This window comes from Pedococcus sp. P5_B7, from assembly GCF_054049895.1.
In genome coordinates this window covers 86,319-111,535 of the sequence record NZ_JBFULM010000001.1, presented here as the reverse complement: position 1 = coordinate 111,535, position 25,217 = coordinate 86,319, and the positions used below count along the sequence as shown (strand labels likewise).

Here is a 25,217-nt window from a genome sequence, read left to right as displayed (position 1 = left end):
ATGGCACCTGACCAAGTCTCGACAAACCACTGTCGATCCCAGCGGCAACCATTGTGAAGAAGGGGACGAGTCGCACATGAACATCGTCGTCTGCGTGAAGTACGTGCCGGACGCACAGTCCGACCGCACGTTCAACGATTCCGACAACACCACCGACCGGGTGGGCGTCGACGGACTGCTGTCCGAGCTCGACGAGTACGCCGTCGAGGAGGCCCTCAAGCTGGTCGAAGCCGGTGAGGGTGAGGTGACCGTGGTCACCGTCGGCCCCGACCAGGCCGCCGATGCGCTCAAGAAGGCGCTGCAGATGGGGGCCGACAAGGCCGTCCACGTGAAGGACGACGCGATCCACGGCTCCGACGCCGTGGCCACCTCGCTGGTCCTCGCCGAGGCGGTCAAGAAGATCGGCAGCCCTGACCTCGTGATCACCGGCATGGCCTCCACCGACGGCACCATGAGCGTCGTCCCGGCCATGCTCGCCGAGCGCCTCGGGCTGCCGCAGGTGACCTTCGCCTCCGAGCTGACCGTCGACGGGTCCACCGTGACGATCCGCCGTGACGGCGACGCCGCATCGGAGACCATCGTCGCCACCCTGCCCGCGCTCGTCTCGGTCACCGACCAGATCAACGAGCCGCGCTACCCCTCGTTCAAGGGGATCATGGCCGCGAAGAAGAAGCCGGTCGAGGAGTGGGCCCTGGCTGACCTCGGCATCGACGCGTCGCAGGTCGGCCTCGACGCCGCCTGGACCAAGGTCGAGTCGTTCACCAAGCGCCCCCCGCGCGAGCAGGGCCAGATCGTCACCGACGACGGCGACGGCGGCACCAAGCTCGCAGAGTTCCTGACCGCGCAGAAGTTCGTCTGAGCCGGCCAGAGACAAGGAAAGGAACACCCCCATGGCTGAAGTACTTGTTCTGGTCGACCACGCGAACGGCACCGTCCGCAAGACCACCTCAGAGCTGTTGACCATCGCCCGTCGCCTCGGCGAGCCCAGCGCCGTCTTCGTCGGCGACGGGTTCGACGCGGCGAAGGAGACCCTCGCCAGGTTCGGCGCGGAGAAGGTCTACCGCGTCGAGAGCGCCGACGTCACCGACTACCTGGTGGCCCCGCAGGCCGAGCTGCTCGCGCAGCTGGTCGAGAAGACCTCCGCCGCCGCGGTGCTCATCCCGAGCAACTCGGCCGGCAAGGAGATCGCGGCCCGGCTGGCGATCAAGACCGACTCCGGCCTGATCACCGACGCCGTCGACGTGCAGGCGGGGGAGGGCGGCAGCGTCACCACGACCCAGTCCGTCTTCGCCGGGTCCTACAGCGTCAAGGCCACCGTCACCAAGGGCACGCCGATCATCACGGTCAAGCCCAACTCGGCGACGCCGGAGGAGGCCGCCGGTGCGGCCGCCGACGAGGCGTTCGAGCCGACCATCTCCGACGCCGCCAAGGGCGCGAAGGTGACCGAGTCCAAGCCCAAGGAGGCCACTGGCCGCCCGGAGCTGACCGAGGCCGCGATCGTGGTCTCCGGTGGTCGTGGCACCGGCGGCGACTTCTCGCCCGTCGAGAGCTTTGCCGACTCCCTCGGTGCCGCCGTCGGTGCGTCCCGCGCCGCCGTCGACGCCGGCTGGTACCCGCACACCTCGCAGGTCGGCCAGACCGGCAAGCAGGTGTCGCCGCAGCTCTACGTCGCCTGTGGCATCTCCGGTGCCATCCAGCACCGCGCGGGCATGCAGACGTCCAAGACGATCATCGCGATCAACAAGGACGAGGAAGCCCCGATCTTCGAGCTCGTCGACTTCGGTGTCGTGGGTGACCTCTTCACGGTCCTCCCGCAGGCCACCGAGGCAGTCAACGCTGCCAAGGGCTGACCTCGCCGGCTGACGCTCGACGTCGGCCACGCGGCATACCGACGAAGCGCCCCGGACCACCCGGTCCGGGGCGCTTCGGCACCCAGCACAGGAACCTCGTTGGTGGACAGGGTGCCACCTGTCCACCAACCAGTTTCGTGCGCTAGCAAMGGTTGCTGGGCGGGGGTGCTGGCGGGGGGCGGGACAGGTGAACGCCCCGGACAGGGGGGTCCGGGGCGTTCGCGCTGCCTGCGTGCGGGGTTGGGTCGCGTGCCGGCTGCGGTGTCGGCGTCTTCGGAGTCCCCCTCACGGGACTCCGAAGACGCCGCGCTGTTGCGCTGGGCTGTCAGCGAACAGCGTTGGCGGCGGCTACGACGTCGACCAGGCCGTGACCCTTGTCGAAGCTCGTCGTGCCGTTGGTGCCCGACTCGTACGGGGCACCGTCCGTGTACTTGTAGGCCGTGGACTCCAGGGCCGCCTCGACCTGCGCCGGGGTGGCGTTCGGGTTGGCCTGGAACAGCTGCGCGACGATGCCCGAGATGTGGGGCGTGGCCATCGAGGTGCCGCTGATGGTGTTGTAGTCGCCGCCGTCCTTGGGATCGAGTCCCGAGGAGCAGATCGGCAGGTAGACGCGGCACGAGCTGGTGATGTCCTCACCCGGCGCCGAGATGTCCGGGTAGGTCGACTGGTCGCCGGCCTTGCCGCGGCTGGAGAAGTCCGACACGGTGCCGTTGCGGGTGCCGGTGTTCTGGTCGAAGAACGAGGCGACCGAGAGGATGCCGGGCGTCGGGTCCTTGCCGGGCGGGTTGGACAGGTCCTCGGACCCGTCGCCACCGTCGTTGCCGTTGGCCCAGACCGACACGACACCTTCCTTGACGAGCTCACGCTGGATCTTGACCGTCGCGGAGTTCGGGTCGAACGCGCCACCGCCGGTGGGGCCGTAGGAGTTCGACGTCACCTTGATCGGCGGGCAGGTGCTGGCCGGGACACCGGCGCCACAGGGAGCGTCGTGGTTCTCGAGCACCCAGTTGAGCGCCGCGTCGGCGCCGATGATGAACAGCACGGCACCGGTGCTGATGCTGACCAGGCTCGCGCCGGGGGCGGCTCCGTGCATCGTGGTGCCGTCGGACAGGGTGACGTCGCGACCGGCGACGATTCCGTTGACGTGCATCCCGTGACCGCCACCGGACAGGAGGTCGGTGTTGAGCGACCCGGCGTCGACCGGGGCACAGGTGCCCTCGGTCAGCGGGTCACACAGCATCTTGAGGTTCTTGACGACGGCGGAGGTGCCGTCGGCGTTCGTGAGGAACGGGTGGGTGGGGTCGACACCCGAGTCGATGACCGCGACGGAAACGCCCTTGCCGTCGAGGGCGGAGCCGTTGGCGCCGGTCAGGGTGCTGCGGGCCTCGGAGCCGCGGGTGGCGGTGTTGGAGGTCGACAGCAGCATCTCGATGGGCTGGTTGCCCTCGACGTAGGTCACGCCGGGCTGCGAACGCACGGCCTGTACCTGGGCGGGCAGACCGGTGGCCACGACGACGCCGACCTTGTCGAACGTGGTCACCCTGCGCAGACCGGCCGCCTGGACGGCCTTGGTGGCGGCGGCGGTGTCCGTGCCGTGCACGAGGACGGTGGTCGGGGTGGCGGCCTTGAGCACACCCAGCTGGGAGGCCAGCCAGGGCTGGACCGGCGCGAGCGCCTTGCCGGAAGACAGCAGACCTGCGGAGGCAGGGGTGGCGAGGGCCATGGCGGCGAGGGCGGCCGTGGCCACAGTCGCGACGACTGCCCGGGTTCTCTTCACGGTGTGCATTGATTTCCCTTCGTGACTGACCAGGGTGACTGACCAGGGTGACTGACCAGGGCGACTGACCAGCAGCGGCGATGGTCGGTATGCCGTGTCAACGAGGGTGTGTGACCGGGGTTACGTGCCGGTAGGTAAAGGATTGGTCAGGTGGACGCCGGGCGGCCGGAGGGACGATTGACGCGTAAACTTTCGCCAGTGACCGCCTACCTCGACCATGCCGCCACCACGCCGATGCTGCCATCGGCCATCGCGGCGATGGCCGACCAGCTGGCCACGACCGGCAACGCGTCGTCGCTGCACACCTCGGGCCGGATGGCCCGTCGCGTCGTGGAGGAGTCGCGCGAGCGGCTGGCGAAGGCCTTGGGTGCCCGCCCGTCGGAGGTCGTCTTCACGTCCGGGGGCACCGAGTCCGACAACCTGGCGGTGGCGGGGACCTTCGAGGCCCGGCGGGAGTCGGACCCGGCCCGCATCCGCATCGTCTGCAGCTCGATCGAGCACCACGCCGTTCTCGACTGCGTCGAGCACCTGGTCACGCACGAGGGCGCGAAGGTGACCTGGGTCGACCCCGACCCGGCCGGCTTCATCACGACCACGGCCGTCCGCGCGGCCATCGAGGAGGACCCCGACTCCGTCGCGCTGGTCACCGTGATGTGGGCGAACAACGAGGTGGGCACGGTGCAGCCGGTGGCCGACCTCGCGGCGCTGGCCCACGAGTACGGCGTGCCGTTCCACACCGACGCCGTCCAGGCGGCCGGGCACCTCCCGGTCGACTTCACCGCGTCCGGGGCCGACCTGATGACCGTCACCGGGCACAAGGTCGGCGGCCCCCTCGGGGTCGGCGCCCTGCTGGTGCGCCGGGACGCGGTCGTCGTGCCGCAGAGCTTCGGCGGGGGACAGGAGCGGCAGATCCGCAGCGGCACCCTCGACGTCCCGGCCATCCGTGCCTTCGCGGTGGCCATGGAGGACTCGGTGCAGTCGGTGCCCACGGAGACCCCTCGGCTGGTGGCCCTGCGCGACCGGCTGGTCCACGAGGCGATGGGCCTGGGCTACGACGTGACGGTCACCGGCGCGTGGGAGGCCGGCGACGGCATCCGCCGCCTGCCGGGCAACGCCCACCTGCTCGTCCCCGGCTGCGAAGGCGACTCGCTGCTCTACCTCCTCGACGCCGCAGGCGTGGAGTGCTCCACGGGTTCGGCCTGCCAGGCCGGCGTGCCGCAGCCGTCGCACGTGTTGCTGGCCATGGGGATTCCCGAGGAGTCCGCCAAGGGCGCCCTGCGCCTGACCTTGGGCCACACCTCGACGGACGCCGATGTCGACGCCGTGCTGGCTGCCCTGCCGGCGGCCATCGACCGGGCGCGCCGGGCCAGCGGGTGGGCCGGCTGATGCGGGTCGTTGCCGCGATGTCGGGAGGGGTCGACTCCGCCGTCGCCGCGGGGCGCATGCTCGATGCCGGGCACGAGGTCGTCGGCGTGCACCTCGCCCTGTCGCAGAGTGCCGCCACGCTGCGCGAGTCCGCGCGCGGCTGCTGCACGATCGAGGACGCGGGCGACGCCCGACGGGTCGCCGACATGCTCGGGATCCCGTTCTACGTCTGGGACATGGCCGCGCGCTTCAAGCGCGACGTCATGGAGGACTTCGTCGCCGAGTACTCCGCAGGACGCACCCCCAACCCGTGCCTGCGCTGCAACGAGAAGATCAAGTTCTCGGCGCTGCTCGACAAGGCCATCGCGCTCGGCTTCGACGCCGTGGCCACCGGCCACTACGCGCAGGTCGTCGAGCGACCCGACGGTGGGCGGGAGCTGCACCGCGCGGTGGACATGGCGAAGGACCAGTCCTACGTGCTCGGCGTCCTCGACGCCGACCAGCTGGCCCGGGCGTTCTTCCCGCTCGGCGACACCGCCAAGCCGGAGATCAGGGCCGAGGCGAAGGAGCGCGGCTTCTACGTCGCGAGCAAGCCCGACTCCCATGACATCTGCTTCATCGCCGACGGTGACACGCGCGGATGGCTCACCGCCCGACTGGGCGAGCAGCCCGGCGAGATCGTCGACGCCGAGTCGGGTGAGGTCGTCGGGGCGCACCAGGGTGCGTACGCCTACACCGTGGGGCAGCGGCGGGGGCTGGGCCTCGACCGGTCCGCTCTCGACGGTGACCCGCGCTACGTCGTGCAGGTCGATGCCGCAACCAACCGCGTGCTGATCGGCACGTCAGACCTGTTGGGGGTCAACGCGATTCGCGGTGACCACGCCCGCTGGTGCGGGCCGCCGCCCGAGGGCGTGGTCGAGGTCGGGGCCCAGGTGCGAGCGCATGGGGAGGAAGTGCCGGCGCAGGCGTGGGCCGATGGTGACGACGTCGAGGTGCGGCTGTCCGGCCGACTTCGCGGGGTCGCGCCGGGACAGTCCGTCGTCCTCTACGAGGGGACGCGCGTGGTGGGTTCGGCGACGATCGCGGCGACCTGGCTGGAGCGCTAGGTATGCCGCTGCGCAGCGAGATCCGGGACGGGTCACCGCTCGCGCGGGTGCGGTCGCTGTGCCTGGCCCTCCCGGGGACCGAGCAGCGGGAGTCGCACGGTGAGCCGTGCTGGTTCGCCGGAGGGAAGAAGACCTTCGTGATGGCCGCGCAGGAGCACCACGACGACCGGACCGCCGTCTGGCTGGCCGCGCCGGACGGGGTGCAGGCAGCCCTGGTTGCCGCCGAGCCCGAGCGCTACTTCCGGCCGCCGTACGTCGGGCACCGCGGCTGGGTGGGGGTCTACCTGGACGTCGACGACATCGACTGGCCGCACGTCGAGGCGCTGGTCGAGGACGGCTGGCGCTGCGTGGCACCGAAGCGGTTGCTCGCGGAGCTCGACGCCACCTGAGATCAGACGCGGGGGCGCCTATCCCACCCGTCGCTCGACGCTGACAGCCTTGAGCCGCTGGGGCTGGAGCATCCGCTCCTGATCGGCCATCACCGAGCGCGCGTTCTCGGCCACCGCCGGGCTCACCCTCGCGAGCTCGGCATACGCCTCCCGCACGCGCTCGAGCTGCTGTCGCGCCACCTCGGCGAGCGGGTCGAACCGCTTGAGCGGGTCCCCGGGGTCCGGCGGCCCGATCCGCTCCCGCGGCACCGGGTGGGTGATGCGGTACCAGAAGTCCATGAACCGGTCCCAGTCCGAGCCCCACCCGCTGGTCCGAGCCCGGACCGAGTAGGCGCTCGTGGCGAAGACCTCGCCGGCCCCGTCAGCCGCGGACGCGCGGGCGACGACGGGAACGTCGATGTCACCGTCCGCCGGGTGGTTGCGCAGGGTCAGGACCCGGGTGGTTGCGTGGAGGGTGGTCTCGAGCGTCACGACCCGTCCGTCCGGCAGCGTCAGGGGGATCGACGAGCTGGGGCCGAAGACCTGCGTCCCGCCGACGAACCAGCTCACGACCACGCTGGACTCCGCGTCGATCGGTGACGTCCCACCGATGCCGACCGTCACCGGGGTGTACGTCGTCACGCGCACGGTCTCGCGCGTCTCCCAGGTGAAGTCGCCGGCCCACTCCCAACCCGGGTGCGGACGGCGTTCGGTCCGGATGACGTCGGTCGTGTCCGCACTGGTCGTGCGGACGGTCAGCGACGGCGCGCTGTGCCGCCGCACCCGCACCCGCACGAAGCCGGGCCGCGTCGCCTGGCCGAACTCCTGGGTCACGCCCACGTGCACCTGCCCGAGGGGTGTGTCGACCGCGACGTCGGTGTCGGGGGTCGGGAAGACGATGCGGCCGGCGTACCAGACGACCGGACCCGGCGTGACGCCCGGCTGGTCGACGATCGTGTGCACGATGACGCCGCACCGGTCCCGTGCACCGGGCTCGTTCGTGTCTGCGAGCCCCTCGTCCCAGCGGGAGTAGGCGTTGTGGTCGAAGGGCTGGCGGTACTCGACGTAGACACGTCCGTGTCCCGCGCCGTCCTCGCCCGTCGGGTGGAACACGACGAGCTCGGGCTTGCCGTCGGTCGCCGTACCGACCGGGTAGAGGGTGGTGGCGACGTCCTGCGACTCGTTGACGTGGACGACGCGCCCCTTGTCCTCGAGCGCTGCCGGCTTCTGGTGGTGGAGCAGGGCCCGGGCGATGTGCGGCGGCGCGGAGCCCCACGACGGATGCGCGGTGGGCACGTCGGCCGCCGGTCGCGTGGTCGTCGGGTCGGCGGCGCCGAAGGTGGCGGAGGACATCAGGTCGTACGGGTCGCCGTACACCGGGAAGTAGTCGGGCTGGTTGTTGTCGATCCAGTCCGCCCCGGTGGTGAAGATGCCGTAGCTGTGGTCCAGGCCCAGGACGTGGCCCAGCTCGTGGCAGAAGAAGGTGAAGTCGGCCGTCGTCGGCAGGAACGCCGAGGAGCCGTAGGCGCCCGCGTCGTACCCGGTGCCGGGAAAGGCGAAGACCACCGTGCCGTCGTACGGGCTGAGGTCGACCCCTGCCCCGGCCGCGGCATTGCGCGCCGCCTCGATCCCCACGTCCCGGCTGCTGGGGGCCATCGGCAGGGTCACGTCGTACGACCCGAAGAAGTCGAGCCTGGCGAACTGGAAGAAGTCCTCGGCGCTCTCCCTGAAGTACCGCGCGATCGAGCTGGGGCTGAACAGCACCAGGTCCATGACCTCGGCCATGTTCGGCTGTGGTGTCGACGAGTCGTTGCGCACGACGATGACGGCAAGGCGACGCTGCTCGGACATGGTCGCTCCTCTCAGGTGGTCCCTGGTGGGAGGAGGAGCGACCCGTCGCCCGTGATACACCGCCGGTCAGGGCACCTTCTTGTCCAGGTCGTCCCCGGCGATGACCGTCGTCATGAACTTGTAGCCGTGGTTGGCCATGAACCGCGGGTCGCCCTCGAGCAGGGCCATGAACTTCTTGTGCTCGTCGTCGTTCTGGCCGACCAGGCACCCGGCGCTGGACTTCCCGATGTTCGAAGGGGACTGGCCGAGACCGGAGTGCTGGTTGATGGCCGTCCCGGGGCCGACGATGAACTCCTTGTCCCCGGGCCGGATCCCGTCCTTGTTCTTGTCACGGAAGATGTGGATCTTGTCGGCCTGGACGAGTGCCTTGTGCTTTCGCGGTGGACTGGCCTCGGCGTGGTGGGTGCCGATGGTCCACGACTTGTACTGGCCGAAGGCGATTCGCGCCGCACCCTTGGGGTCGAGCGGCTTGTTGGTGAAGAACTGGCCGGGCTCGGTGGTGCACAGCGCGTTGAGGGCCATGACCGGCTTGCCGGTCTTGTCGAAGTGGAAGACCGTCCTGCGGTCGTTGAAGACGTTGGGGCTGTCGACGTTGTGCCGGCCGCTCTGGTCGGCCCCTTCGACGTAGACGATGTTGAGGTACCCGGGCAGCCGCGCGACGAAGAATCCCTTGGCCTGCATGTAGCGGACCATCCGGCTGGCGAAGTCGTTCCCGAGCCGCAGCGGCAGGATCGTGTCGGCCTTGTCGGTCAGCAGCCCCTTGGCGACCTGCGGGGTGATGGCGTTCGTGAAGGCGAAGCCGCGCAGCTTGGCGTAGCGCGCCAGGGTGAGCTGGCTGGTCGACCCGAAGTCGCCGTTCGCGGGCGGGTCGAGGCAGCCCAGGAGCCGGAGCCGGGTCTGGACCTCCTTGGCGAGGGTGGCGTTCTGGCCCAGCTGGGTGACCGGGACGGAGGCAGTACCAGCGGCGATGGTGGACAAGGGCATGGCTTCGCTCCCCTGGGCGAAGGGACGGGACGATCGGAGCACCCCGTTCCCGGGCCTGCTCCGGTGGGGCCCTCGGGCCCGGTCACCCTGCGTCGCGCCTGTCCCTCACGAACTGGGACCCACCAAGGCTAACGACCGCGAATCGTGGACACCCCAGTCAAATGACGCAGTTCCCCTGCCGGCCACGGTGGTGTCGGAGGGGCTGGCTACGCTCAGGGCGTGGCTCGCGCAACTGGCATCGGATCCCTTCCCGGCACCGACGTCAGCGAGGCACTCCGGGGCGTGCGCGAGATCCTCGGCGACGGCCACCTGCCCTATCTCCCCGAGCTCCCCGCGCGTGGCCCCGGCGCCGACATGGTCGGCCGCACCGCAGCCCTCCTGGTCGACCTGCACGTCGACCTGCAGCCCGGTGGCTGGCGGTTCGTCGACCGGCCGGGGCGTGACTCGTCGCGCGCTGCCTCGCTCTGGCACCAAGACCTCGACGAGCTCGCCGAGGTGTTCGACGGCTACGTCGGCGACCTCAAGCTCCAGGTCACGGGGCCGTGGACCCTGGCCGCCGGCATCGAGCTCAACCGCGGCGAGAAGTCCCTGGCCGACCGGGGTGCCCTGCGCGACCTCGTCGGGTCGCTGGCCGAGGGGGTCCGCCAGCACGTCGCCGAGGTGCAGCGGCTGGTCCCGGGCGCCACCGTCGTCGTCCAGGTGGACGAGCCGTCGCTGCCCGCGGTCCTCGCGGGTCGGCTGCCGACGATCTCCGGCTACGGCCACCTGCGTGCCGTCGACCCCCAGACCGCCATGACCGGTCTGCGCGACGTCCTCGCGGCGGTGCCCGCGGGCACGGCGACGGTCGTGCACTGCTGCGACCCCGGCATACCGCTGCCTTTGCTGCGCGCCACCGGCGTCGGCGCCGTGGCGCTCGACGTCACCGCGCTCTCACCCGCGCGGTGGGAGTCCATCGCCGCCACGGTCGAGGACGGCGTCGCCCTGTATGCCGGGTGCCTCCCGACCGATGGCACCGGCACCGTGCGCAGTGCGTCCGACCTCGTCGTGCGCGGCTGGAGCGACGCTGGCCTGGCCCCGCGGGGCCTCGACGCCCTGACCGCCACCCCCGCCTGCGGCCTCCCCGGACTCACACCGGAGGGGGCCTGGCGCGTTCAACGCGCAGCGGTCGACGTGGCCGCGGAATGGTCCGAACGAGCCGAGAGTTGACCCGCCCATGAGTGCCAGAGTTGCCGCCAGCCCATCCGACGCCACCGTCGTCCCCGGCGTCGCGTCGTCGACGCGCGTGCCCTGGCAGGCCAAGTACCTCCTGCTCGCCCTGATCTGGGGCTCCAGCTTCCTGCTCATGAAGGTGGGGCTGCGCACGATGGCGCCGCTGCAGATCTCCGGGCTGCGGATCTTCGCCGGCACCGCGACCCTGCTCGCCCTGCTGGCCGTCACCGGTGGTCGGCTGCCCCGGGAGCGTCGCGTCTGGGGCCACCTCGCGGTGTCAGGTGTCTTCCTCACGGCCCTGCCGTTCAGCCTGTTCGCCGCGGGCGAGGTCCGCGTCTCGTCGGCGCTGGCGGGGATCGGCAACGCGACGACGCCCCTTGCTGCCGTCTTCTTCGCCCTCATCTTCCTGCCGAGCGACCGGCTCTCGCCGCGCAAGCTGGCCGCCGTCGTCATCGGCTTCGTCGGGGTGGTGGTCATCATGCAGCCCTGGGAGTCGACCGGGCGGCCCGACCTGCTGGGCTTCGGGATGACCCTCGTCGCCGGCGCGTGCTACGGCCTCGGCTGGACCTACAACCGCCGCTTCCTCGGGGGCGCAGACCTCGGCGGGCTCTCGATGCCGACCGCCCTCCTGCTCGTGGGCTCGGCCCTGATGGTGCCGGTGCTCCTCGTCTGGTGGCTGGTGTCGCGCGACAGCTACGCCGCTCCGTGGTCCGGCCACGTCGACGTCGAGGGCGGGGGAGCGCTGCTGCCCCTGCTGTGCGTGGTGGCCCTGGGTGTCGTCGGCACCGGCCTGGCCTACATGCTGCAGTTCGACGTCGTCCGCGGGGCCGGGGCCACCGTCAGCACGACGGTCACCTACCTCATCCCGGTGGTCTCGGTGCTGCTCGGCGTGGTCGTCCTCGACGAGCACCTGGCCTGGCCGCAGCTGCTGGGCGCCGCGATCGTGCTCGTCTCGGCCGTCACCATCGGCCTGCCGGCCAGGCGACCCAAGGCCGCCTGAGCCACCGCCGGACGGGACCCCGTCCGGCGGTGGTCCGGCGTGTCAAGGCCAGCCGGGTCCGGTCAGGCGGGTCCGGTCAGGCGTCGGCCGGCTTGTGGACCTCGCGGCGCAGGATCTTGCCGGTCGGGCCCTTGGGGAGCTCGTCGACCTGCCACAGGTGGCGGGGGTACTTGTAGGCCGCGATCTTCTCCTTGACGAACGCCTGCACCTCGTCGAGCGTCGCCGTGGCCCCGGGGCGCAGCGCCACCGCGGCGCCGACGTCCTCGCCCAGCAGGTCGTCGGGCACTGCGACCACCGCGGCCTCAAGGACGTCGGGGTGGGTGTACAGCACCTCCTCGACCTCACGCGGGTACACGTTCATCCCGCCGCGCAGGATCATGTCCTTCTTGCGGTCGACGATCGTGTAGTAGCCCTCGTCGTCGACCGTGGCGAGGTCGCCGGTGCGGAACCAGCCGTCGGGGATCGCCTCGGCGGTCGCCTCGGGGTTCTGCCAGTAGCCCTTCATGACGTTGTCGCCGCGGATCGCGATCTCCCCGACGCCGTCGCCCGGCGGGACGTCGTTGCCGTCGAGGTCGACGAGCTTCATCTCGCAGCCGGGGATGGCCACCCCGATCGTGCCGGGCTTGCGCTCCATGGTCGGCATGTTGAACGACGCGACCGGTGAGGTCTCGGAGAGCCCGTAGCCCTCGAGGATCATGCAGCCGAACTTTGCCTCGAACGCCTTCATGACCTCCAGCGGCATGGCCGACCCACCCGAGCAGCAGGTGCGCAGCGACGTCGCGTCGAGGGCGTCGGAGTCGGGGTGGTTGAGGATCGCGGCATACATCGTCGGCACCCCCATGAAGATGGTGACCTTCTCGTTGCCGATGACCTTGATCGCCTCGGCGGGGTCGAACCGGGGGATGAGCGCCAACGCCGCGCCCGCGATGACGGCGGCGTTGAGCCCCACCACCAGCCCGAACACGTGGAACAGCGGCAGGCAGCCCATCACGACGTCGTCGGGCGTGGTGGCCTGGATCTCGACGGCGCTGCGGTGGGCGTTGAGGTGGACGTTGCGGTGGGTGAGCTCGGCGCCCTTGGGGCGGCCGGTGGTGCCCGAGGTGTAGAGCACGATGGCGGTGTCCTCGTCGTCGCGCTCGACGGGCTCGGCGATCGGCTCGCCGCCCTCGAGGGCGCCCTCGACTGGACCCATCGGCCCGCAGGTGATGATCCGGGTGCCCGAGCTCCTGGCCCCCTCGGTCGCCTCCGCCACGAAGTCCGGCCAGACGAACGCGACCTTGGCGCCGGAGTTGGTGAAGAAGAAGTCGATCTCGCCGGACTTCAGCAACGGGTTCATCGGGACGACGATCGCCCCGGCGAGCAGGGAGCCGAAGAAGACCACGGGGAAGGCCGGCACGTTCGGGAGGATGATCGCCACCCGGTCGCCGGGCTCGATGCCCGCCGCCTTGAGCGACCCCGCCACCTGAGCAGCCATGCCGTGGATCTGGGCGTAGCTGAGGTCGTTGCCCATGAACTTGATGGCGGCCTGGTCGGGCCGCTCCTGGGCGGTGGTGACCAGGTTGGTGGCGAGATTGGTCATGACGCAGGCTCCTCGACGCTGGGGGGTCCGGTTCCAGCCATCCTCTCCGGTGGGTGGGCGGTTTGGCTACGGGTTCGGGTATGCCGCGTGCCTGCGTCCCGCGGCGCCGCGACCGGGGAGCGCGGGGTGCGTCGTCTGGGGTGTGCGGCAGGATGGGCACCGTGAGTGAGAACGACTCGACGACCGCATCCGGGACAGCCGCCGGCGACGACTCCCGCCCTGCCCCGAGCCACGCCCCCGAGGCCGCCCGGCACGAGTGGGCCGACCTGGCCGAGAAGGCGACGGCAGCCCAGTTCGCCTACCACGTGAAGGATGCGCCGACGATCAGCGACGGCGACTACGACCGGTTGATCCGGCGGCTCAACGAGCTGGAGGAGGAGTTCCCCGAGCTGCGCACGCCCGAGAGCCCCACCCAGCAGGTGGGCGGCGCGGTGTTCTCGACCGACTTCACCGCGGTGGACCACCTCGAGCGGATGCTGTCCCTCGACAACTGCTTCTCGCCCGAAGAGCTCGCCGCCTGGGCGGCGCGGGTCGCCCGCGACGCCGGCTCGTCCGGCTACCACTACCTGTGCGAGCTCAAGATCGACGGGCTCGCGGTCAACCTCCTCTACGAGAAGGGCCGGCTGGTGCGGGCCCTGACCCGCGGCGACGGCCGGACCGGGGAGGACGTCACCAACAACGTCAAGACGATCGACGGCATCCCGCACCAGCTCGCGGGGTCCGACCACCCGGCGCGCGTCGAGATCCGGGGCGAGGTCTACTTCCCGGTCGAGGCGTTCGGCGACCTCAATGCCAGCCTGGTCGAGGCCGGCAAGGCTCCCTACGCGAACCCCCGCAACACGGCCGCGGGGTCGTTGCGGCAGAAGGATCCCCGCGTCACCGCCAGTCGTGGCCTGCGCATGCTGGTGCACGGCATCGGGCTGCGTGAGGGCTTCGAGCTGACGCGGCAGTCCGAGGCCTACGACCTGTTCCGCGAGTGGGGGCTGCCGATCTCGACCCACTACCGCGTCCTCGACTCGATCGAGGGCGTGCAGAAGTTCATCGACCAGTACGGCGAGGAGCGGCACAGCGTCGAGCACGAGCTCGACGGCATCGTCATCAAGGTCGACGAGATCTCCATCCAGCGCCGGCTGGGCTCGACCTCGCGGGCGCCGCGCTGGGCGATCGCCTTCAAGTACCCGCCGGAGGAGGTCAACACCAAGCTCCTCGACATCCTCGTCAACGTCGGGCGCACCGGCCGCGTGACCCCGTTCGGCGTGATGGAGCCGGTCGTCGTGGCGGGTTCGACGGTCGAGCGGGCGACGCTCCACAACGCCGACGAGGTGCACCGCAAGGGGGTCCTGATCGGCGACACGGTGGTGCTGCGCAAGGCCGGCGACGTCATCCCCGAGATCCTCGGGCCGGTGGTCGACCTGCGCGACGGCAGCGAGCGTGCGTTCGTCATGCCGACCGAGTGCCCCTCGTGCGGCACGCCGTTGGCCCCCGAAAAGGAAGGCGACAAGGACATCCGCTGCCCCAACTCCCGGACCTGCCCGTCGCAGCTGAGGGAGCGGCTGGCCGGGCTGGCCGGGCGTGGGGCGTTCGACATCGAGGCGCTGGGCTGGGAGGGCGCCGGGGCGCTGCTCGACTCGGGGGTTCTGGAGGACGAGAGCGGGCTCTTCGGGCTGGCCGGCGAGGCGGGGCGCGCCCGACTCGCGACGGTGCCGCTGTTCACCCGAGCGGCCAAGAAGACCGACCCGGAGGAGTCGGTGGTCGACGGCAAGGTGTTGTCCGCCAACGGGATCCGCCTCTCCGAGAACCTCGAGCAGGCCAAGCAGCAGCCGCTCTGGCGGGTCCTGGTCGCTCTGTCGATCCGCCACGTCGGGCCCACGGCAGCGCGGGCGCTGGCGCAGCACTTCGCCACCATGGCCGCGCTCCGTGAGGCGGCCAAGGAGCGTCCCGAGGAGCTGGCCGGGGTGGAGGGTGTCGGCGGGGTGATCGCCGACGCCGTGGCCGCGTGGTTCGCGGTCGACTGGCACGACGAGATCGTCACCCAGTGGCAGGCCGACGGGGTGGTGATGGCCGACGAGCGTGACGAGTCCGTGGAGCAGACCCTGGCGGGGATGACGGTGGTCGTCACCGGCTCGCTCGAGGGCTTCTCGCGCGACTCGGCCAAGGAGGCGATCCTGTCGCGGGGCGGCAAGGCGTCGGGCTCGGTGTCGAAGAAGACCGACTACGTCGTGGTCGGTGAGAACGCCGGCACCAAGGAGGACAAGGCGCGTGAGCTGGGGCGCCCGATCCTCGACGAGGAGGGGTTCCGCCGGCTGCTCGAGACCGGTCAGCCGTGAGTGACCCGGAGGCGCAGCCGTGATCGACAAGGACACCTACCTGCGGTTCTGCGACGAGGCCTTCGTGGCGATGCGCGACATCGTTGTCGAGCTGGGCGACGACCTGGCCAACCAGCGACCCGACCTGCCCGGCGCGAACAGCCCGTTCGCGATCCTGACCCACTGCCTCGGCGTCACGGCGCGGTGGGCGTCGACGGTCAACCTCGGCGAGGTGGTGCCGCGCGACCGAGACGCCGAGTTCACCGCGACGGGAGCCGTCGCCACGCTGGCCGCCGACACGGACCACATGCGGGAGTCGTTGCGGCAGTGGGTCGCCCGCACCGACCCGACGGCCCCGCCGGCCAACCCCACCATCCCGCGGCAGGACTGGTATGCCGCGACCTGCGGCGGGGTGCTGTTGCACGTCTACGAGGAGCTGGCCCAGCACCGCGGCCAGCTCGAGCTGACCCGCGACGTCCTGCGCCACCCGGTCGGCTAGGGGCCGGTGTAGCCGCCCCCCATGCTGGCGCCACCGACCCACCGGGTGCCGGCACCGTAGTCCTTCTCCTTGAGGCACTTGGCACAGCGGATGTACCGCTCACCATCGCGGGTGTGAGCCCACTCCCACCGGTGGTGGAGGTTGGTCCGGCAGAGCCAGGGCTTGGTCGGGGTGGTCATGACTGCCTCCAGGGGAGTGACCTGGGTGCCTCGGACCGCCGAGCGCAGCGCCAGCGAATGGGTCAGGATCCCCGCCGCGTGGCGGGTCTGGTGCGGTCCGGGTACGGCCGCGAGCTCGGCGAGGAGCTCCAACCGGTACCGGTCACGCACCGTGCCGGCCGGAAGGGCGTGCGTCGCGAGGCGCACGATGCGGGAGGGCCAGGGCAGCGCGAGCGTCCACCGCGTGTCCGGCGGTCTGCGCGTGGGCATCATGCCGCCCTCCCCAGTCTCAGTTGATGCTGCCGTAGTTGGCGATGACGTTGGAGGCCACCGACCGGTCGTTGCCCAGCCCGGTCCACTTCTCCTTGAGGCACTTGGCGCACCGGATGTACTCCTCCCCGTCGCTGGTCTCGGCGAGCTCCCAGCGGTGCCGCAGGTTGGTGCGGCAGAGGAACGGCTTGGTGGTGCTCACGATGTCCTCCAGGGGTGGCGCGGAGGCCACATCAGTGTCCGCTTGGGGCGGGCCGAAGCGAAGCGGTGGCTCGACGACGCGGCACCCGGGCGAGTGCGGCCCGGGCCGAGTCGGCTCCGGCGGCGCTGAGCCGGTAGTAGCGCCGGGCGGGCCGGCCCTCGACGCGGGGGTCGATGTCCTCCCACTCGGACTCCACCCAGCCGAGGGCCTCGAGCCGGGCGAGGATCGGGTGGATGGTCCCGCTCGGCAGTCCCGCTTCCGAGCTCAGCTCGAGGCCGTAGTGGTCGCTCGACGGATCGGCCAGGAGCGCACCCAGGACCAGCTGGGTCGCCAACGTCATCCGTGGCTCACGAGGTGAAGTCATGGTCGTACTCTACCTAGCCCCTAGGTAGAGTACAAGGTAGTCAAGTACGAGTTAGTCACGAGAGGATGTCGTCCGGTCCGGCCTGTATGCCGCCTTCCCGACCGCTTGCGGCCGGGGACCTCGTCAACACCTGCGACCTGTGAGGGGAGGGGAGTGGGCCGTCCCCTAGCTGCGGTGGCCCGATCCCTTGGTCTCGCGCACGGCGGCGCTCGCCTCGTCGATGATCGCCGCCATGGCGGCGCTCGCGGCCAAGCCGTCGCCCGAACCGATCGCCTGCGCGACATCGCCGTGCAGGCGGATGGCCGCGGGGTTGGGCGTCCGTGGCATCAGGTCGTGGTGGGTGCGCCCGGCGAGCACCTCGGCCACCACGGTGGAGAGGGCCGCCAGCATCTCGTTGCCCGAGGCCTCGAGCATGGTGCGGTGGAAGTCCTTGTCGGCCTCGAGGTAGGCGACCAGGTCGCCCGACTTCGCGTGCACGGTCATCTGCATGACCGCCGCCGCCATCGCCCCGCACTGGTCGGGCGTGGCGCGGTCGGCGGCCAGCTCGGCGGCCACCGGTTCGAAGCCGCGGCGCAGCTCACCGAGGGAGACCAGCTGGTCCTCCCGGTCGGGCCCGTCCAGGCGCCAGCGGATCACCCGGGGGTCGAACACGTTCCACTGCACGGACGGGAGCACCCGCACGCCGAGCCGGCGCCGCGTCTCGACCAGCCCCATCGAGGACAGCACCCGCACGGCCTCGCGGACGACCGACCGGGAGACCCCGAACCGCTCGTCGAGCTGGTCGATCCGGACCACCGAGTCGACGGGCAGGGTCCCCGACACGATCTCCTGGCCCAGCCGGTCGAGGACGCCGGCGTGCAGACCCGGCTCATGACCGGTGGGGGAGGCGTCCACGGAGTCGGTCATGGGTCCAGCGTGCCAGACATGCCGCGAACTCGTGGGTAGGAATTTAAATACTATTTATTTGTCTCAAAGTCTTGATAAAGCCGTTCTGATGGGTCACTCTGGTCGACAGGTCCTCGATGACGAGCCCGAGCCGACACAGGAGTCAGCCCATGCCTGAAGCACCGGAACACCCCGCACCGCCCCTTGTCGTGATGATGGGGGTGTCCGGGTCAGGCAAGACGACCGTCGGCGCGGCCCTCGCCCAGCGGCTGCGCGTCCCCTTCGCGGACGCCGACGACTTCCACCCCGAGGCCAACATCGCCAAGATGTCCGCGGGGATCCCGCTCGACGACGACGACCGCGGGCCCTGGCTCGAGGCCATCGCCGCGTGGCTGCGTGAACACAGTGCGACGGGCGGTGTCGCCAGCTGCTCCGCCCTCAAGCGCGCCTACCGGGACGTGCTCAGCGCGGCGGCTCCCCAGGCCGTCTACCTGCACCTGCACGGCGACCGCGACGTCCTCGCGGCGCGGGTCGCCGGCCGGCCCGGTCACTTCATGCCGGCCGCCCTCATCGACTCGCAGTTCGCGACGCTCGAGGTGCTCCAGCCCGACGAGCTCGGCGCCACCCTCGACGTGGCCCAGCCGGTCGACACGCTCGTCGACGAGTCCCTCGCCATCCTCACCGCCCCCTCCGGCCTCACCTCCCCCTCCGGCCTCACCTCCCCGGCCAGCCACCCCCTCGAAAGGCGTGACCCCGCATGACCAGCGACGTCCTCTCCCTGTTGCACCCCCTCCTGACCGCGGCCGACGCGGCCGAGGTCCCGGACATCCCGGCGGCCCGGCTGATCCCGGCGGCGCTGCTCGGCATCGCCGTGATCGTCGTACTCATCACCCGCTTCAAGCTCCACCCGTTCCTCGGCCTGACCCTCGGCTCGCTGACGGTGGGGGCGGTGGCCGGCGTCGCGATGTCCGACACCATCGACAGCTTCACCAAGGGCTTCGGCTCCACCGCGGCCGGGGTCGGCACCCTGATCGCGCTCGGCGCGATGTTCGGCAAGCTGCTGGCCGACTCCGGTGGCGCCGACGAGATCGTCGACACCATCGTCGGCCGTTCCTCGCCGCGCACCCTCCCGTGGGCGATGGCCGGCGTCGGCGCCCTGATCGGCCTGCCGATGTTCTTCGAGATCGGCCTCGTCCTGCTGATGCCGGTCATCTTCCTGGTGGCCCGACGCTCCCAGCTGTCCATCGTCAAGGTCGGCATCCCCGCCCTGGCCGGTCTGTCCGCCATGCACGGCCTGGTCCCGCCACACCCCGGTCCGCTGGTGGCGATCGACGCGCTCAAGGCCAACCTCGGCATCACCCTCGCCTTCGGCGTGCTCGTCGCCCTGCCCACCATCGCGATCGCCGGTCCGCTCTTCGCCCGGTTCGCCGGTCGCTGGGTCGACGTCCCGGCCCCGGAGTTCTTCGGCACGGGGGAGGACCACGAGGCCCGGGTGCAGCGCCCCACCTTCGCGGTGACGCTGTTCGCCGTCCTGACCCCCGTGGTCCTCATGATGGGCAAGGCGCTCGCCGACATCTTCGCCGAGGAGGGCAACGCGGTCCGCACGGTGCTCGACTTCCTCGGCACGCCGATCATCGCGCTGCTCATCGCCGTCATCGTGGGCATGTTCACCCTCGGCCGCGGCGCCGGCATGGGCACCAAGGAGCTGGCCTCCTCGCTCGAGAAGTCGCTGCCGCCCATCGCCGGCATCCTGCTCATCGTCGCCGCCGGTGGCGGGTTCAAGCAGACGCTGGTCGACACCGGCATCGGGCAGCTCGTCGCCGACTGGGTGCAGGGCAGCGGCGTGAGCATCCTCCTGCTCGCCTGGGTCGTGGCCGTCCTGATCCGCCTCGCCACCGGGTCCGCCACCGTCGCGACGGTCACGGCGTCCGGCATCCTCGCGCCCCTCGCCGCCGGCATGAGCACCTCCGAGGTGTCCCTGCTGGTCCTCGCGATCGGCGCCGGCTCGGTGTTCTTCTCCCACGTCAACGACGCCGGCTTCTGGCTGGTCAAGGAGTACTTCGGCCTCTCGGTCGGCCAGACCATCAAGTCCTGGTCCCTCATGGAGACCCTGCTCTCCGTCTCCGGCCTGGTCTTCGTCCTCATCCTCGGCCTCGTCGTCTGACGCCCAGCAGGTGAGGTGGGTATGCCGCGTGGCCCGGGCCACGCGGCATACCCATGTCCCCGCCCGGCCCACGGAGGTCGGGGGCGTGCGCGAGGTGCCATAGAGTTGGGTCTCGTGGCCGTTGACTTCCAGCAAGAGATCAAGAACCTCCGCAACACCATGGACTCGGTGCGTGAGGTGACCGACCTGGCCTCCGTCCAGGCCCAGATCACCGAGCTCGAGGCCAAGGCGTCGGCCCCCGACCTGTGGGACGACCCGGACGCCGCCCAGCAGGTCACCTCCGCCCTCTCCCGCGCGAACTCCGAGTACGAGCGCGTCACCGGCATGGACCAGCGGATCGACGACCTCGAGACCCTCGTCGAGATGGGCACGGAGGACGGTGGCGACGCCGAGACGATGGTCGAGGCCGAGAAGGAGCTCGTGTCCCTCCAGAAGGCGGTCGGCGAGCTCGAGGTCCGCACCCTGCTGTCGGGGGAGTACGACGAGCGGGCCGCGGTCATCACGATCCGCGCCGGCGCCGGTGGCGTCGACGCCGCCGACTTCGCCGAGATGCTGATGCGGATGTACCTGCGCTGGGCCGAGCGGCACAACTACCCGGCCCAGGTCATGGACACCTCCTACGCGGAGGAGGCCGGGCTCAAGTCCGCCACCTTCGAGATCAACGTGCCCTACGCGTTCGGCAACCTCTCGGTCGAGGCCGGCACGCACCGCCTCGTGCGGATCAGCCCGTTCGACAACCAGGGGCGGCGGCAGACCAGCTTCGCGGCGGTCGAGGTCATCCCGCTGATCGAGCAGACCGACTCGATCGAGATCCCCGAGAACGAGATCAAGGTCGACGTCTTCCGCTCCAGCGGTCCCGGCGGCCAGAGCGTCAACACCACCGACTCCGCGGTCCGGATGACGCACATCCCCACCGGCATCGTCGTCTCCATGCAGAACGAGAAGTCGCAGATCCAGAACCGGGCGGCCGCGCTCCGTGTGCTGCAGTCCCGGCTGCTGCTCCAGCGCCAGGCCGAGGAGGCCGCCGAGCGCAAGGAGATGGCCGGAGACGTCAAGGCGTCGTGGGGCGACCAGATGCGGTCCTACGTCCTCCAGCCCTACCAGATGGTCAAGGACCTGCGCACCGAGTACGAGGTGGGCAACCCCTCGGCCGTCTTCGACGGCGACATCGACGGCTTCATCGAGGCCGGCGTCCGGTGGCGCAAGGAGCAGCAGAAGCTGGACGGCTGACGGGGAGGCGGGCCGGTAGCCGCAACGCCGAGGAGGTGGGGCTGCGCGGCATACCAAGGTTGGCGACCTATCCTCGGGTGGTCGTGCGCTGCTGGCGCACGGATGCCGTTTCCGTCCCGTTCCGCCCGTATCTCCCCGTGAGGCTCACCCAGCGCGCATGATCCGTTTCGAGAACGTCAGCAAGGTCTATCCCCGGTCGACCCGACCGGCGCTGAGCGACATCAACCTCGAGGTCGAGCGCGGTGAGTTCGTCTTCGTGGTGGGCGCCTCCGGTTCGGGCAAGTCCACCCTGCTGCGCCTGGTCCTCAAGGAGGAGGGCGTCACGCAGGGGACCGTCCTGGTCGCGGGTCAGGAGGTCGGGAGCCTCCCGGCCCGCAAGGTGCCGCGCCTGCGCCGCGAGATCGGCACGGTGTTCCAGGACTTCCGCCTGCTGCCCAACAAGAACGTCTACCAGAACGTCGCGTTCGCGCTCCAGGTCCTGGGTCGCTCGGGCCACGCGATCCGCCAGGTCGTCCCCGAGACCCTGGAGATGGTCGGCCTGGAGGGCAAGGAGAAGCGCCTCCCGCACGAGCTCTCCGGTGGCGAGCAGCAGCGCGTCGCCATCGCGCGCGCGTTCGTCAACAAGCCGCCGATCCTGCTGTGCGACGAACCGACCGGCAACCTCGACCCGACCACCAGCCTCGACATCGTGCGGCTGCTCGACCGGATCAACCGCACCGGCACGACGATCGTGATGGCCACCCACGACGACGACATCGTCGACCAGCTGCGCAAGCGCGTCGTCGAGCTGCGCAACGGCCACATCATCCGCGACGAGAACAAGGGCGTCTACGGCAGCGGCAGCTGACCGCCGCCGACCGCCCACCCCGACCTGTCCCTGCACGCACGGCCGGCAGCGCCCCGAACAGAACCCACTGGAGACCCACCCCCATGCGACTGCAGTTCATGCTCAGCGAGATCTGGATCGGCTTGCGCCGCAACCTGTCCATCGCCATCTCGGTGATGCTGGTGACGATGGTGTCGGTCTACCTCATGGGCATCGGCTTCCTCGCCCAGGGACAGGTCGACACCCTCAAGGGCTACTGGTACGACCGCATCCAGGTCTCGATCTTCATGTGCGGCAAGGACTCGCTCGACGTCAACTGTGACGGCAAGGCGGTCACCGACGAGCAGCGCGACGCCCTGCGCTCCCAGCTCGACGAGATGAAGCCGCTGGTCAAGAACGTCTACTACGAGTCCGAGCAGCAGGCCTTCGACCGGTTCAAGCAGCAGTACCGCAACTCGCCGCTGTCGGACTACCTGCAGGTCGGCGACATCCCGCAGAACTTCCGCGTCCAGCTGTCCGACCCCAAGAAGTACGAGGTCGTGGTGAGCGCCTTCGACGGCGCCCCGGGGGTCGGTCGGGTCCAGGACCAGCAGAAGACCCTCGACAAGCTGTTCAAGGTGATGAACGTCGTCACCATCGGTTCGCTGTTCCTCGCCGGGCTGATGGTGCTCTGCTCGATCCTGCTGATGGCCACGACGATCCGCCAGGCCGCGTTCAGCAGACGACGCGAGACCGGGATCATGAAGCTCGTCGGTGCCTCGAACTTCACCATCCGGCTGCCCTTCGTCATGGAGACGGTCCTGGCCGCCCTGACCGGCACCGGTCTGGCCATCGCCGGCCTGTGGGTGACGGCGGACTCGCTGATCCCACGCGTCTCCGCGGTGCTGCAGGACGCCCCGCTCGTCGGTGCCCACGACATCTGGTTCGTGGCGCCGTGGCTGGTCGGTTTCATGCTCGTGGTCTCGGTGCTCACCTCCTGGGCCACGCTGCGCCGCTACCTGCGCGTCTGACCGCTGCCCCGCGCACCCCTAGTTCCACGAAACCTTGCTGGCACAGGAAACTGGTTCGTGGACAGGCTGCAACCTGTCCTCGACCAAGCAACCTTTGCTAGCAAAGGTTGCTTGGGGGATCGGGAGACTGGGCAGATCGGCCATTTCACAGGCGCCAATCCCCGGATACGGGTGTGGTGTGTGTTACCAATGAGGCCTATGAGCGCAATCCCCCCGCCTTCTCGCGCCCACCACCGTGTCGGACGCGGGTCTCGCCGCGTCCGCCTGCTCGCCCTCGGGCTGGCCGTCGCCTGCTCGGTGGGGGTCGCGACCCCGTCGCTGGCCGCCGCGCCGGTCCTCGGGTCCACGGTCGGGACCGCGCCGGGCGCCGGCGACCCGGGCAAGGCGAAGAAGCAGGTCGACAAGGAGATCGAGTCCCTCAAGGACGAGCTCGAGGACACCTCGGCCAGCCTGAGGAACGCCTACATCGCGCTGCGCCGCACGCAGGCCGCGCTGCCGGGGGCCCAGGCCGCCCTCGACCAGGCCACCGCCGCCGTGTCCAGGGCCGACGCCTACAACGACGAGATGGCGGTGCGGCTCGACGTCGCCCGCGCCAACGAGGCCCGCGCGGTCGACGAGCTGGCGGCCACCCGCGCGCAGCTGGCCGCGACCCGCACCCGCGTGGCCCGGTTCGCGGCACAGCTCTACCAGGACCAGGGCATGGGCCAGCTGTCCGTGGCCCTGAGCGCGACCACGCCCGACGACTTCGCCAACCGCATCGCGATGAACGACACCGTGATGGACGTGCAGAACCAGTCGCTCACCCGGCTGGCCACCGCCCGTGCGGCCGCGACCGCCCAGGAAGCGCACATCAAGGCGCTCAAGGTGCAGGTCGAGGCGGCCAAGAAGCAGGCCGAGGCCGCGCTGGCCAAGGCGCAGAAGGCCCGCGCCGCCGCGGCGGCAGCGAAGGCCAGGCTCGACGCCCTCGCCGCCCAGCAGACCGCCCAGTCGAACGCGCTCGAGGCCCAGAAGAAGGCCGAGAAGACCAAGCTCGACGCAGCGCAGAAGGAGCAGGCGCGGCTGCAACGCGTCCTCGTCGCCCGGGCCAAGGCCGCGAAGCTTGCGGCGGCCCGTCGCGCCGCGTGGCTGCGCAAGCACCACAGGCCGGTGCCGCCGCCGGTCTCGTCCTCCGGCGGCTACCTGTCGCGTCCCTCCGAGGGCTGGATCTCCTCCGAGTTCGGCATGCGCTACCACCCGATCCTGCACTACTGGCGCCTGCACGCCGGGCGCGACTTCGCGGCCAACTGCGGCACCCCGATCAGGGCGGCTGCGTCCGGCCACATCATCTCCCGCGGCTGGGGCGGCGGCTACGGCAACCGGATCATGATCGACCACGGCATCGTCCGTGGGGTCGACCTCGTGACCACCTACAACCACATGGAGCGGTACGCCGTGGGTGGCGGCAACGTCTCCCGCGGCGAGATCATCGGCTACGTGGGGACCACGGGCTCGTCGACCGGCTGCCACCTGCACTTCGAGACCTATGAGGACGGCATCCCGAGGGACCCGCGGCGCTGGCTCTGAGGTCTGCAGTCGTCGGCTCCCGGGTCGTCCGGCGCGCCGCGCGGAAACCGACTGGCCGGCATACCCGGTCCTGCAGGTAGCGTTGCCTCGCCGGGTCGGCTGTCGACCCGGACGGCGACCCAGCGATGACCGCTGAGACAACCAAGACGAGGGCGTGGACGGGCAGTGGCCAAGGAACAAGGTCGCAAGGTGGTGGCGAGCAACAAGAAGGCGCGCCACGACTACCTCATCGAGGACACCTTCGAGGCCGGGCTCGTCCTGATGGGCACCGAGGTCAAGTCGCTGCGGATGGGGCGCGCCTCGCTCATCGACGGCTACGCCACGTGGCGCGGCGACGAGCTGTGGCTCGAGGGCGTGCACATCCCCGAGTACGTCAACGGCAACTGGACCAACCACACCCCGCGGCGCCGCCGCAAGCTGCTCCTGCACCGTGCGGAGCTGGCCAAGATCATGAAGAAGTCGACCGAGAGCGGGCACACCATCGTCCCGCTCCAGCTCTACTTCAAGGACGGCCGGGCGAAGGTCGAGATCGCCATCGCCAAGGGCAAGAAGCAGTACGACAAGCGGCACGCGCTGCGCGAGCGCCAGGACACCCGTGACACGCAGCGCGCACTCAGCCAGGCCCGGCGGGCCTCGGGCGAGGGACGCTAG

Annotated in this window: 24 protein-coding genes; 16 read left to right on the top strand and 8 right to left on the bottom strand. The window is 70.5% G+C overall.

The window, feature by feature from the left end:
- Nucleotides 1-76: 76 nt before the first annotated feature.
- Nucleotides 77-859 carry an electron transfer flavoprotein subunit beta/FixA family protein gene (locus ACXJKD_RS00565; RefSeq protein ID WP_457252383.1) on the top strand — a complete coding sequence of 261 codons (783 nt, stop codon included), beginning with the start codon at nt 77-79 and terminating at the stop codon, nt 857-859.
- A 31-nt stretch (nt 860-890) separates the two neighbouring features.
- Nucleotides 891-1,850 (top strand): electron transfer flavoprotein subunit alpha/FixB family protein, encoded by a 960-nt coding sequence (locus tag ACXJKD_RS00560; RefSeq protein ID WP_457252382.1) that lies wholly within the window; start codon nt 891-893, stop codon nt 1,848-1,850.
- 325 nt (nt 1,851-2,175) lie between these two features.
- Here ACXJKD_RS00560 and ACXJKD_RS00555 read toward each other — a convergent pair whose 3' ends face one another.
- Complete coding sequence (locus ACXJKD_RS00555) at nt 2,176-3,627, bottom strand: S8 family serine peptidase (RefSeq protein ID WP_457252381.1); 1,452 nt, start codon at nt 3,625-3,627, stop codon at nt 2,176-2,178.
- 198 nt (nt 3,628-3,825) lie between these two features.
- Between ACXJKD_RS00555 and ACXJKD_RS00550 the strand changes: the two genes are divergently transcribed.
- From ACXJKD_RS00550 to ACXJKD_RS00540, 3 genes are read left to right on the top strand one after another with little or no spacing between them, the layout of a single operon-like run.
- Complete coding sequence (locus ACXJKD_RS00550) at nt 3,826-5,013, top strand: cysteine desulfurase family protein (RefSeq protein ID WP_457252380.1); 1,188 nt, start codon at nt 3,826-3,828, stop codon at nt 5,011-5,013.
- Entirely contained in the window at nt 5,013-6,098 is a 1,086-nt protein-coding gene (gene mnmA / locus ACXJKD_RS00545; protein ID WP_457252379.1) for a tRNA 2-thiouridine(34) synthase MnmA, read from the top strand. Before ACXJKD_RS00550 ends, mnmA begins: the two co-directional genes overlap by 1 nt.
- A gap of 2 nt (nt 6,099-6,100) precedes the next feature.
- A complete protein-coding gene (locus ACXJKD_RS00540; protein WP_457252378.1) occupies nt 6,101-6,487 on the top strand; it encodes an MmcQ/YjbR family DNA-binding protein in 387 nt (128 codons plus the stop codon).
- Between the two features lie 18 nt (nt 6,488-6,505).
- Here the strand turns inward: ACXJKD_RS00540 and ACXJKD_RS00535 are convergent, their stop codons facing one another.
- A complete protein-coding gene (locus ACXJKD_RS00535) occupies nt 6,506-8,317 on the bottom strand; it encodes a hypothetical protein (protein ID WP_457252377.1) in 1,812 nt (603 codons plus the stop codon).
- Between the two features lie 66 nt (nt 8,318-8,383).
- On the bottom strand, nt 8,384-9,301 hold the full coding sequence (locus tag ACXJKD_RS00530) for a hypothetical protein (RefSeq protein ID WP_457252376.1): 918 nt from the start codon (nt 9,299-9,301) through the stop codon (nt 8,384-8,386).
- A gap of 219 nt (nt 9,302-9,520) precedes the next feature.
- Between ACXJKD_RS00530 and ACXJKD_RS00525 the strand changes: the two genes are divergently transcribed.
- On the top strand, nt 9,521-10,507 hold the full coding sequence (locus ACXJKD_RS00525) for a methionine synthase (protein WP_457252375.1): 987 nt from the start codon (nt 9,521-9,523) through the stop codon (nt 10,505-10,507).
- A gap of 7 nt (nt 10,508-10,514) precedes the next feature.
- Nucleotides 10,515-11,510 carry a DMT family transporter gene (locus tag ACXJKD_RS00520; protein WP_457252374.1) on the top strand — a complete coding sequence of 332 codons (996 nt, stop codon included), beginning with the start codon at nt 10,515-10,517 and terminating at the stop codon, nt 11,508-11,510.
- A 76-nt stretch (nt 11,511-11,586) separates the two neighbouring features.
- Here ACXJKD_RS00520 and ACXJKD_RS00515 read toward each other — a convergent pair whose 3' ends face one another.
- Complete coding sequence (locus ACXJKD_RS00515; protein WP_457252373.1) at nt 11,587-13,089, bottom strand: long-chain-fatty-acid--CoA ligase; 1,503 nt, start codon at nt 13,087-13,089, stop codon at nt 11,587-11,589.
- A 152-nt stretch (nt 13,090-13,241) separates the two neighbouring features.
- Between ACXJKD_RS00515 and ligA the strand changes: the two genes are divergently transcribed.
- A complete protein-coding gene (gene ligA / locus ACXJKD_RS00510; protein ID WP_457252372.1) occupies nt 13,242-15,416 on the top strand; it encodes an NAD-dependent DNA ligase LigA in 2,175 nt (724 codons plus the stop codon).
- A gap of 19 nt (nt 15,417-15,435) precedes the next feature.
- Nucleotides 15,436-15,894: a mycothiol transferase gene (locus ACXJKD_RS00505; protein ID WP_457252371.1), complete on the top strand. Its 459-nt coding sequence runs from the start codon at nt 15,436-15,438 to the stop codon at nt 15,892-15,894.
- Here the strand turns inward: ACXJKD_RS00505 and ACXJKD_RS00500 are convergent.
- The 4 genes from ACXJKD_RS00500 to ACXJKD_RS00485 all read right to left on the bottom strand — a co-directional run bounded on the left by ACXJKD_RS00500 (nt 15,891) and on the right by ACXJKD_RS00485 (nt 17,794).
- A complete protein-coding gene (locus ACXJKD_RS00500; protein WP_457252370.1) occupies nt 15,891-16,325 on the bottom strand; it encodes a hypothetical protein in 435 nt (144 codons plus the stop codon). The genes ACXJKD_RS00505 and ACXJKD_RS00500 overlap by 4 nt on opposite strands.
- A 16-nt stretch (nt 16,326-16,341) precedes the next feature.
- Complete coding sequence (locus tag ACXJKD_RS00495; RefSeq protein WP_457252369.1) at nt 16,342-16,524, bottom strand: hypothetical protein; 183 nt, start codon at nt 16,522-16,524, stop codon at nt 16,342-16,344.
- Nucleotides 16,525-16,555: 31 nt separating this feature from the next.
- Complete coding sequence (locus tag ACXJKD_RS00490) at nt 16,556-16,888, bottom strand: PadR family transcriptional regulator (protein ID WP_457252368.1); 333 nt, start codon at nt 16,886-16,888, stop codon at nt 16,556-16,558.
- Nucleotides 16,889-17,053: 165 nt separating this feature from the next.
- Nucleotides 17,054-17,794 carry a FadR/GntR family transcriptional regulator gene (locus ACXJKD_RS00485; RefSeq protein WP_457252367.1) on the bottom strand — a complete coding sequence of 247 codons (741 nt, stop codon included), beginning with the start codon at nt 17,792-17,794 and terminating at the stop codon, nt 17,054-17,056.
- A gap of 149 nt (nt 17,795-17,943) precedes the next feature.
- On the opposite strand from ACXJKD_RS00485, the gene ACXJKD_RS00480 reads away from it, so the two are divergent.
- The 7 genes from ACXJKD_RS00480 to smpB all read left to right on the top strand — a co-directional run bounded on the left by ACXJKD_RS00480 (nt 17,944) and on the right by smpB (nt 25,217).
- A complete protein-coding gene (locus tag ACXJKD_RS00480) occupies nt 17,944-18,534 on the top strand; it encodes a gluconokinase (protein WP_457252366.1) in 591 nt (196 codons plus the stop codon).
- The gene (locus tag ACXJKD_RS00475; RefSeq protein ID WP_457252365.1) at nt 18,531-19,937 is read left to right on the top strand and encodes a GntP family permease; all 1,407 of its coding nucleotides are present in this window, start codon (nt 18,531-18,533) and stop codon (nt 19,935-19,937) included. The genes ACXJKD_RS00480 and ACXJKD_RS00475 overlap by 4 nt, the downstream gene beginning before the upstream one ends.
- A 114-nt stretch (nt 19,938-20,051) precedes the next feature.
- Nucleotides 20,052-21,167: a peptide chain release factor 2 gene (prfB, locus tag ACXJKD_RS00470; RefSeq protein ID WP_457252364.1), complete on the top strand. Its 1,116-nt coding sequence runs from the start codon at nt 20,052-20,054 to the stop codon at nt 21,165-21,167.
- 157 nt (nt 21,168-21,324) lie between these two features.
- On the top strand, nt 21,325-22,014 hold the full coding sequence (ftsE, locus tag ACXJKD_RS00465) for a cell division ATP-binding protein FtsE (protein WP_457252363.1): 690 nt from the start codon (nt 21,325-21,327) through the stop codon (nt 22,012-22,014).
- Nucleotides 22,015-22,097: 83 nt separating this feature from the next.
- Nucleotides 22,098-23,003, top strand: coding sequence for a permease-like cell division protein FtsX (gene ftsX, locus ACXJKD_RS00460; RefSeq protein WP_457252362.1), 906 nt, complete (start codon nt 22,098-22,100; stop codon nt 23,001-23,003).
- 198 nt (nt 23,004-23,201) lie between these two features.
- On the top strand, nt 23,202-24,566 hold the full coding sequence (locus ACXJKD_RS00455) for a peptidoglycan DD-metalloendopeptidase family protein (protein WP_457252361.1): 1,365 nt from the start codon (nt 23,202-23,204) through the stop codon (nt 24,564-24,566).
- A 165-nt stretch (nt 24,567-24,731) separates the two neighbouring features.
- The gene (gene smpB / locus ACXJKD_RS00450; RefSeq protein WP_200961977.1) at nt 24,732-25,217 is read left to right on the top strand and encodes an SsrA-binding protein SmpB; all 486 of its coding nucleotides are present in this window, start codon (nt 24,732-24,734) and stop codon (nt 25,215-25,217) included.

Coding starts and splice junctions, on each gene's coding strand:
- ACXJKD_RS00485 (WP_457252367.1), bottom strand. CDS start 17,794: ATGACCGACTCCGTGGACGCCTCCCCCACCGGTCATGAGCCGGGTCTG.
- ftsE (WP_457252363.1), top strand. CDS start 21,325: ATGATCCGTTTCGAGAACGTCAGCAAGGTCTATCCCCGGTCGACCCGA.
- ACXJKD_RS00565 (WP_457252383.1), top strand. CDS start 77: ATGAACATCGTCGTCTGCGTGAAGTACGTGCCGGACGCACAGTCCGAC.
- ACXJKD_RS00520 (WP_457252374.1), top strand. CDS start 10,515: ATGAGTGCCAGAGTTGCCGCCAGCCCATCCGACGCCACCGTCGTCCCC.
- ACXJKD_RS00500 (WP_457252370.1), bottom strand. CDS start 16,325: ATGATGCCCACGCGCAGACCGCCGGACACGCGGTGGACGCTCGCGCTG.
- ACXJKD_RS00515 (WP_457252373.1), bottom strand. CDS start 13,089: ATGACCAATCTCGCCACCAACCTGGTCACCACCGCCCAGGAGCGGCCC.
- ACXJKD_RS00490 (WP_457252368.1), bottom strand. CDS start 16,888: ATGACTTCACCTCGTGAGCCACGGATGACGTTGGCGACCCAGCTGGTC.
- ACXJKD_RS00480 (WP_457252366.1), top strand. CDS start 17,944: ATGCCTGAAGCACCGGAACACCCCGCACCGCCCCTTGTCGTGATGATG.
- ACXJKD_RS00530 (WP_457252376.1), bottom strand. CDS start 9,301: ATGCCCTTGTCCACCATCGCCGCTGGTACTGCCTCCGTCCCGGTCACC.
- ACXJKD_RS00560 (WP_457252382.1), top strand. CDS start 891: ATGGCTGAAGTACTTGTTCTGGTCGACCACGCGAACGGCACCGTCCGC.
- ligA (WP_457252372.1), top strand. CDS start 13,242: ATGGGCACCGTGAGTGAGAACGACTCGACGACCGCATCCGGGACAGCC.
- mnmA (WP_457252379.1), top strand. CDS start 5,013: ATGCGGGTCGTTGCCGCGATGTCGGGAGGGGTCGACTCCGCCGTCGCC.
- ftsX (WP_457252362.1), top strand. CDS start 22,098: ATGCGACTGCAGTTCATGCTCAGCGAGATCTGGATCGGCTTGCGCCGC.
- ACXJKD_RS00540 (WP_457252378.1), top strand. CDS start 6,101: ATGCCGCTGCGCAGCGAGATCCGGGACGGGTCACCGCTCGCGCGGGTG.
- ACXJKD_RS00535 (WP_457252377.1), bottom strand. CDS start 8,317: ATGTCCGAGCAGCGTCGCCTTGCCGTCATCGTCGTGCGCAACGACTCG.
- ACXJKD_RS00455 (WP_457252361.1), top strand. CDS start 23,202: ATGAGCGCAATCCCCCCGCCTTCTCGCGCCCACCACCGTGTCGGACGC.
- ACXJKD_RS00475 (WP_457252365.1), top strand. CDS start 18,531: ATGACCAGCGACGTCCTCTCCCTGTTGCACCCCCTCCTGACCGCGGCC.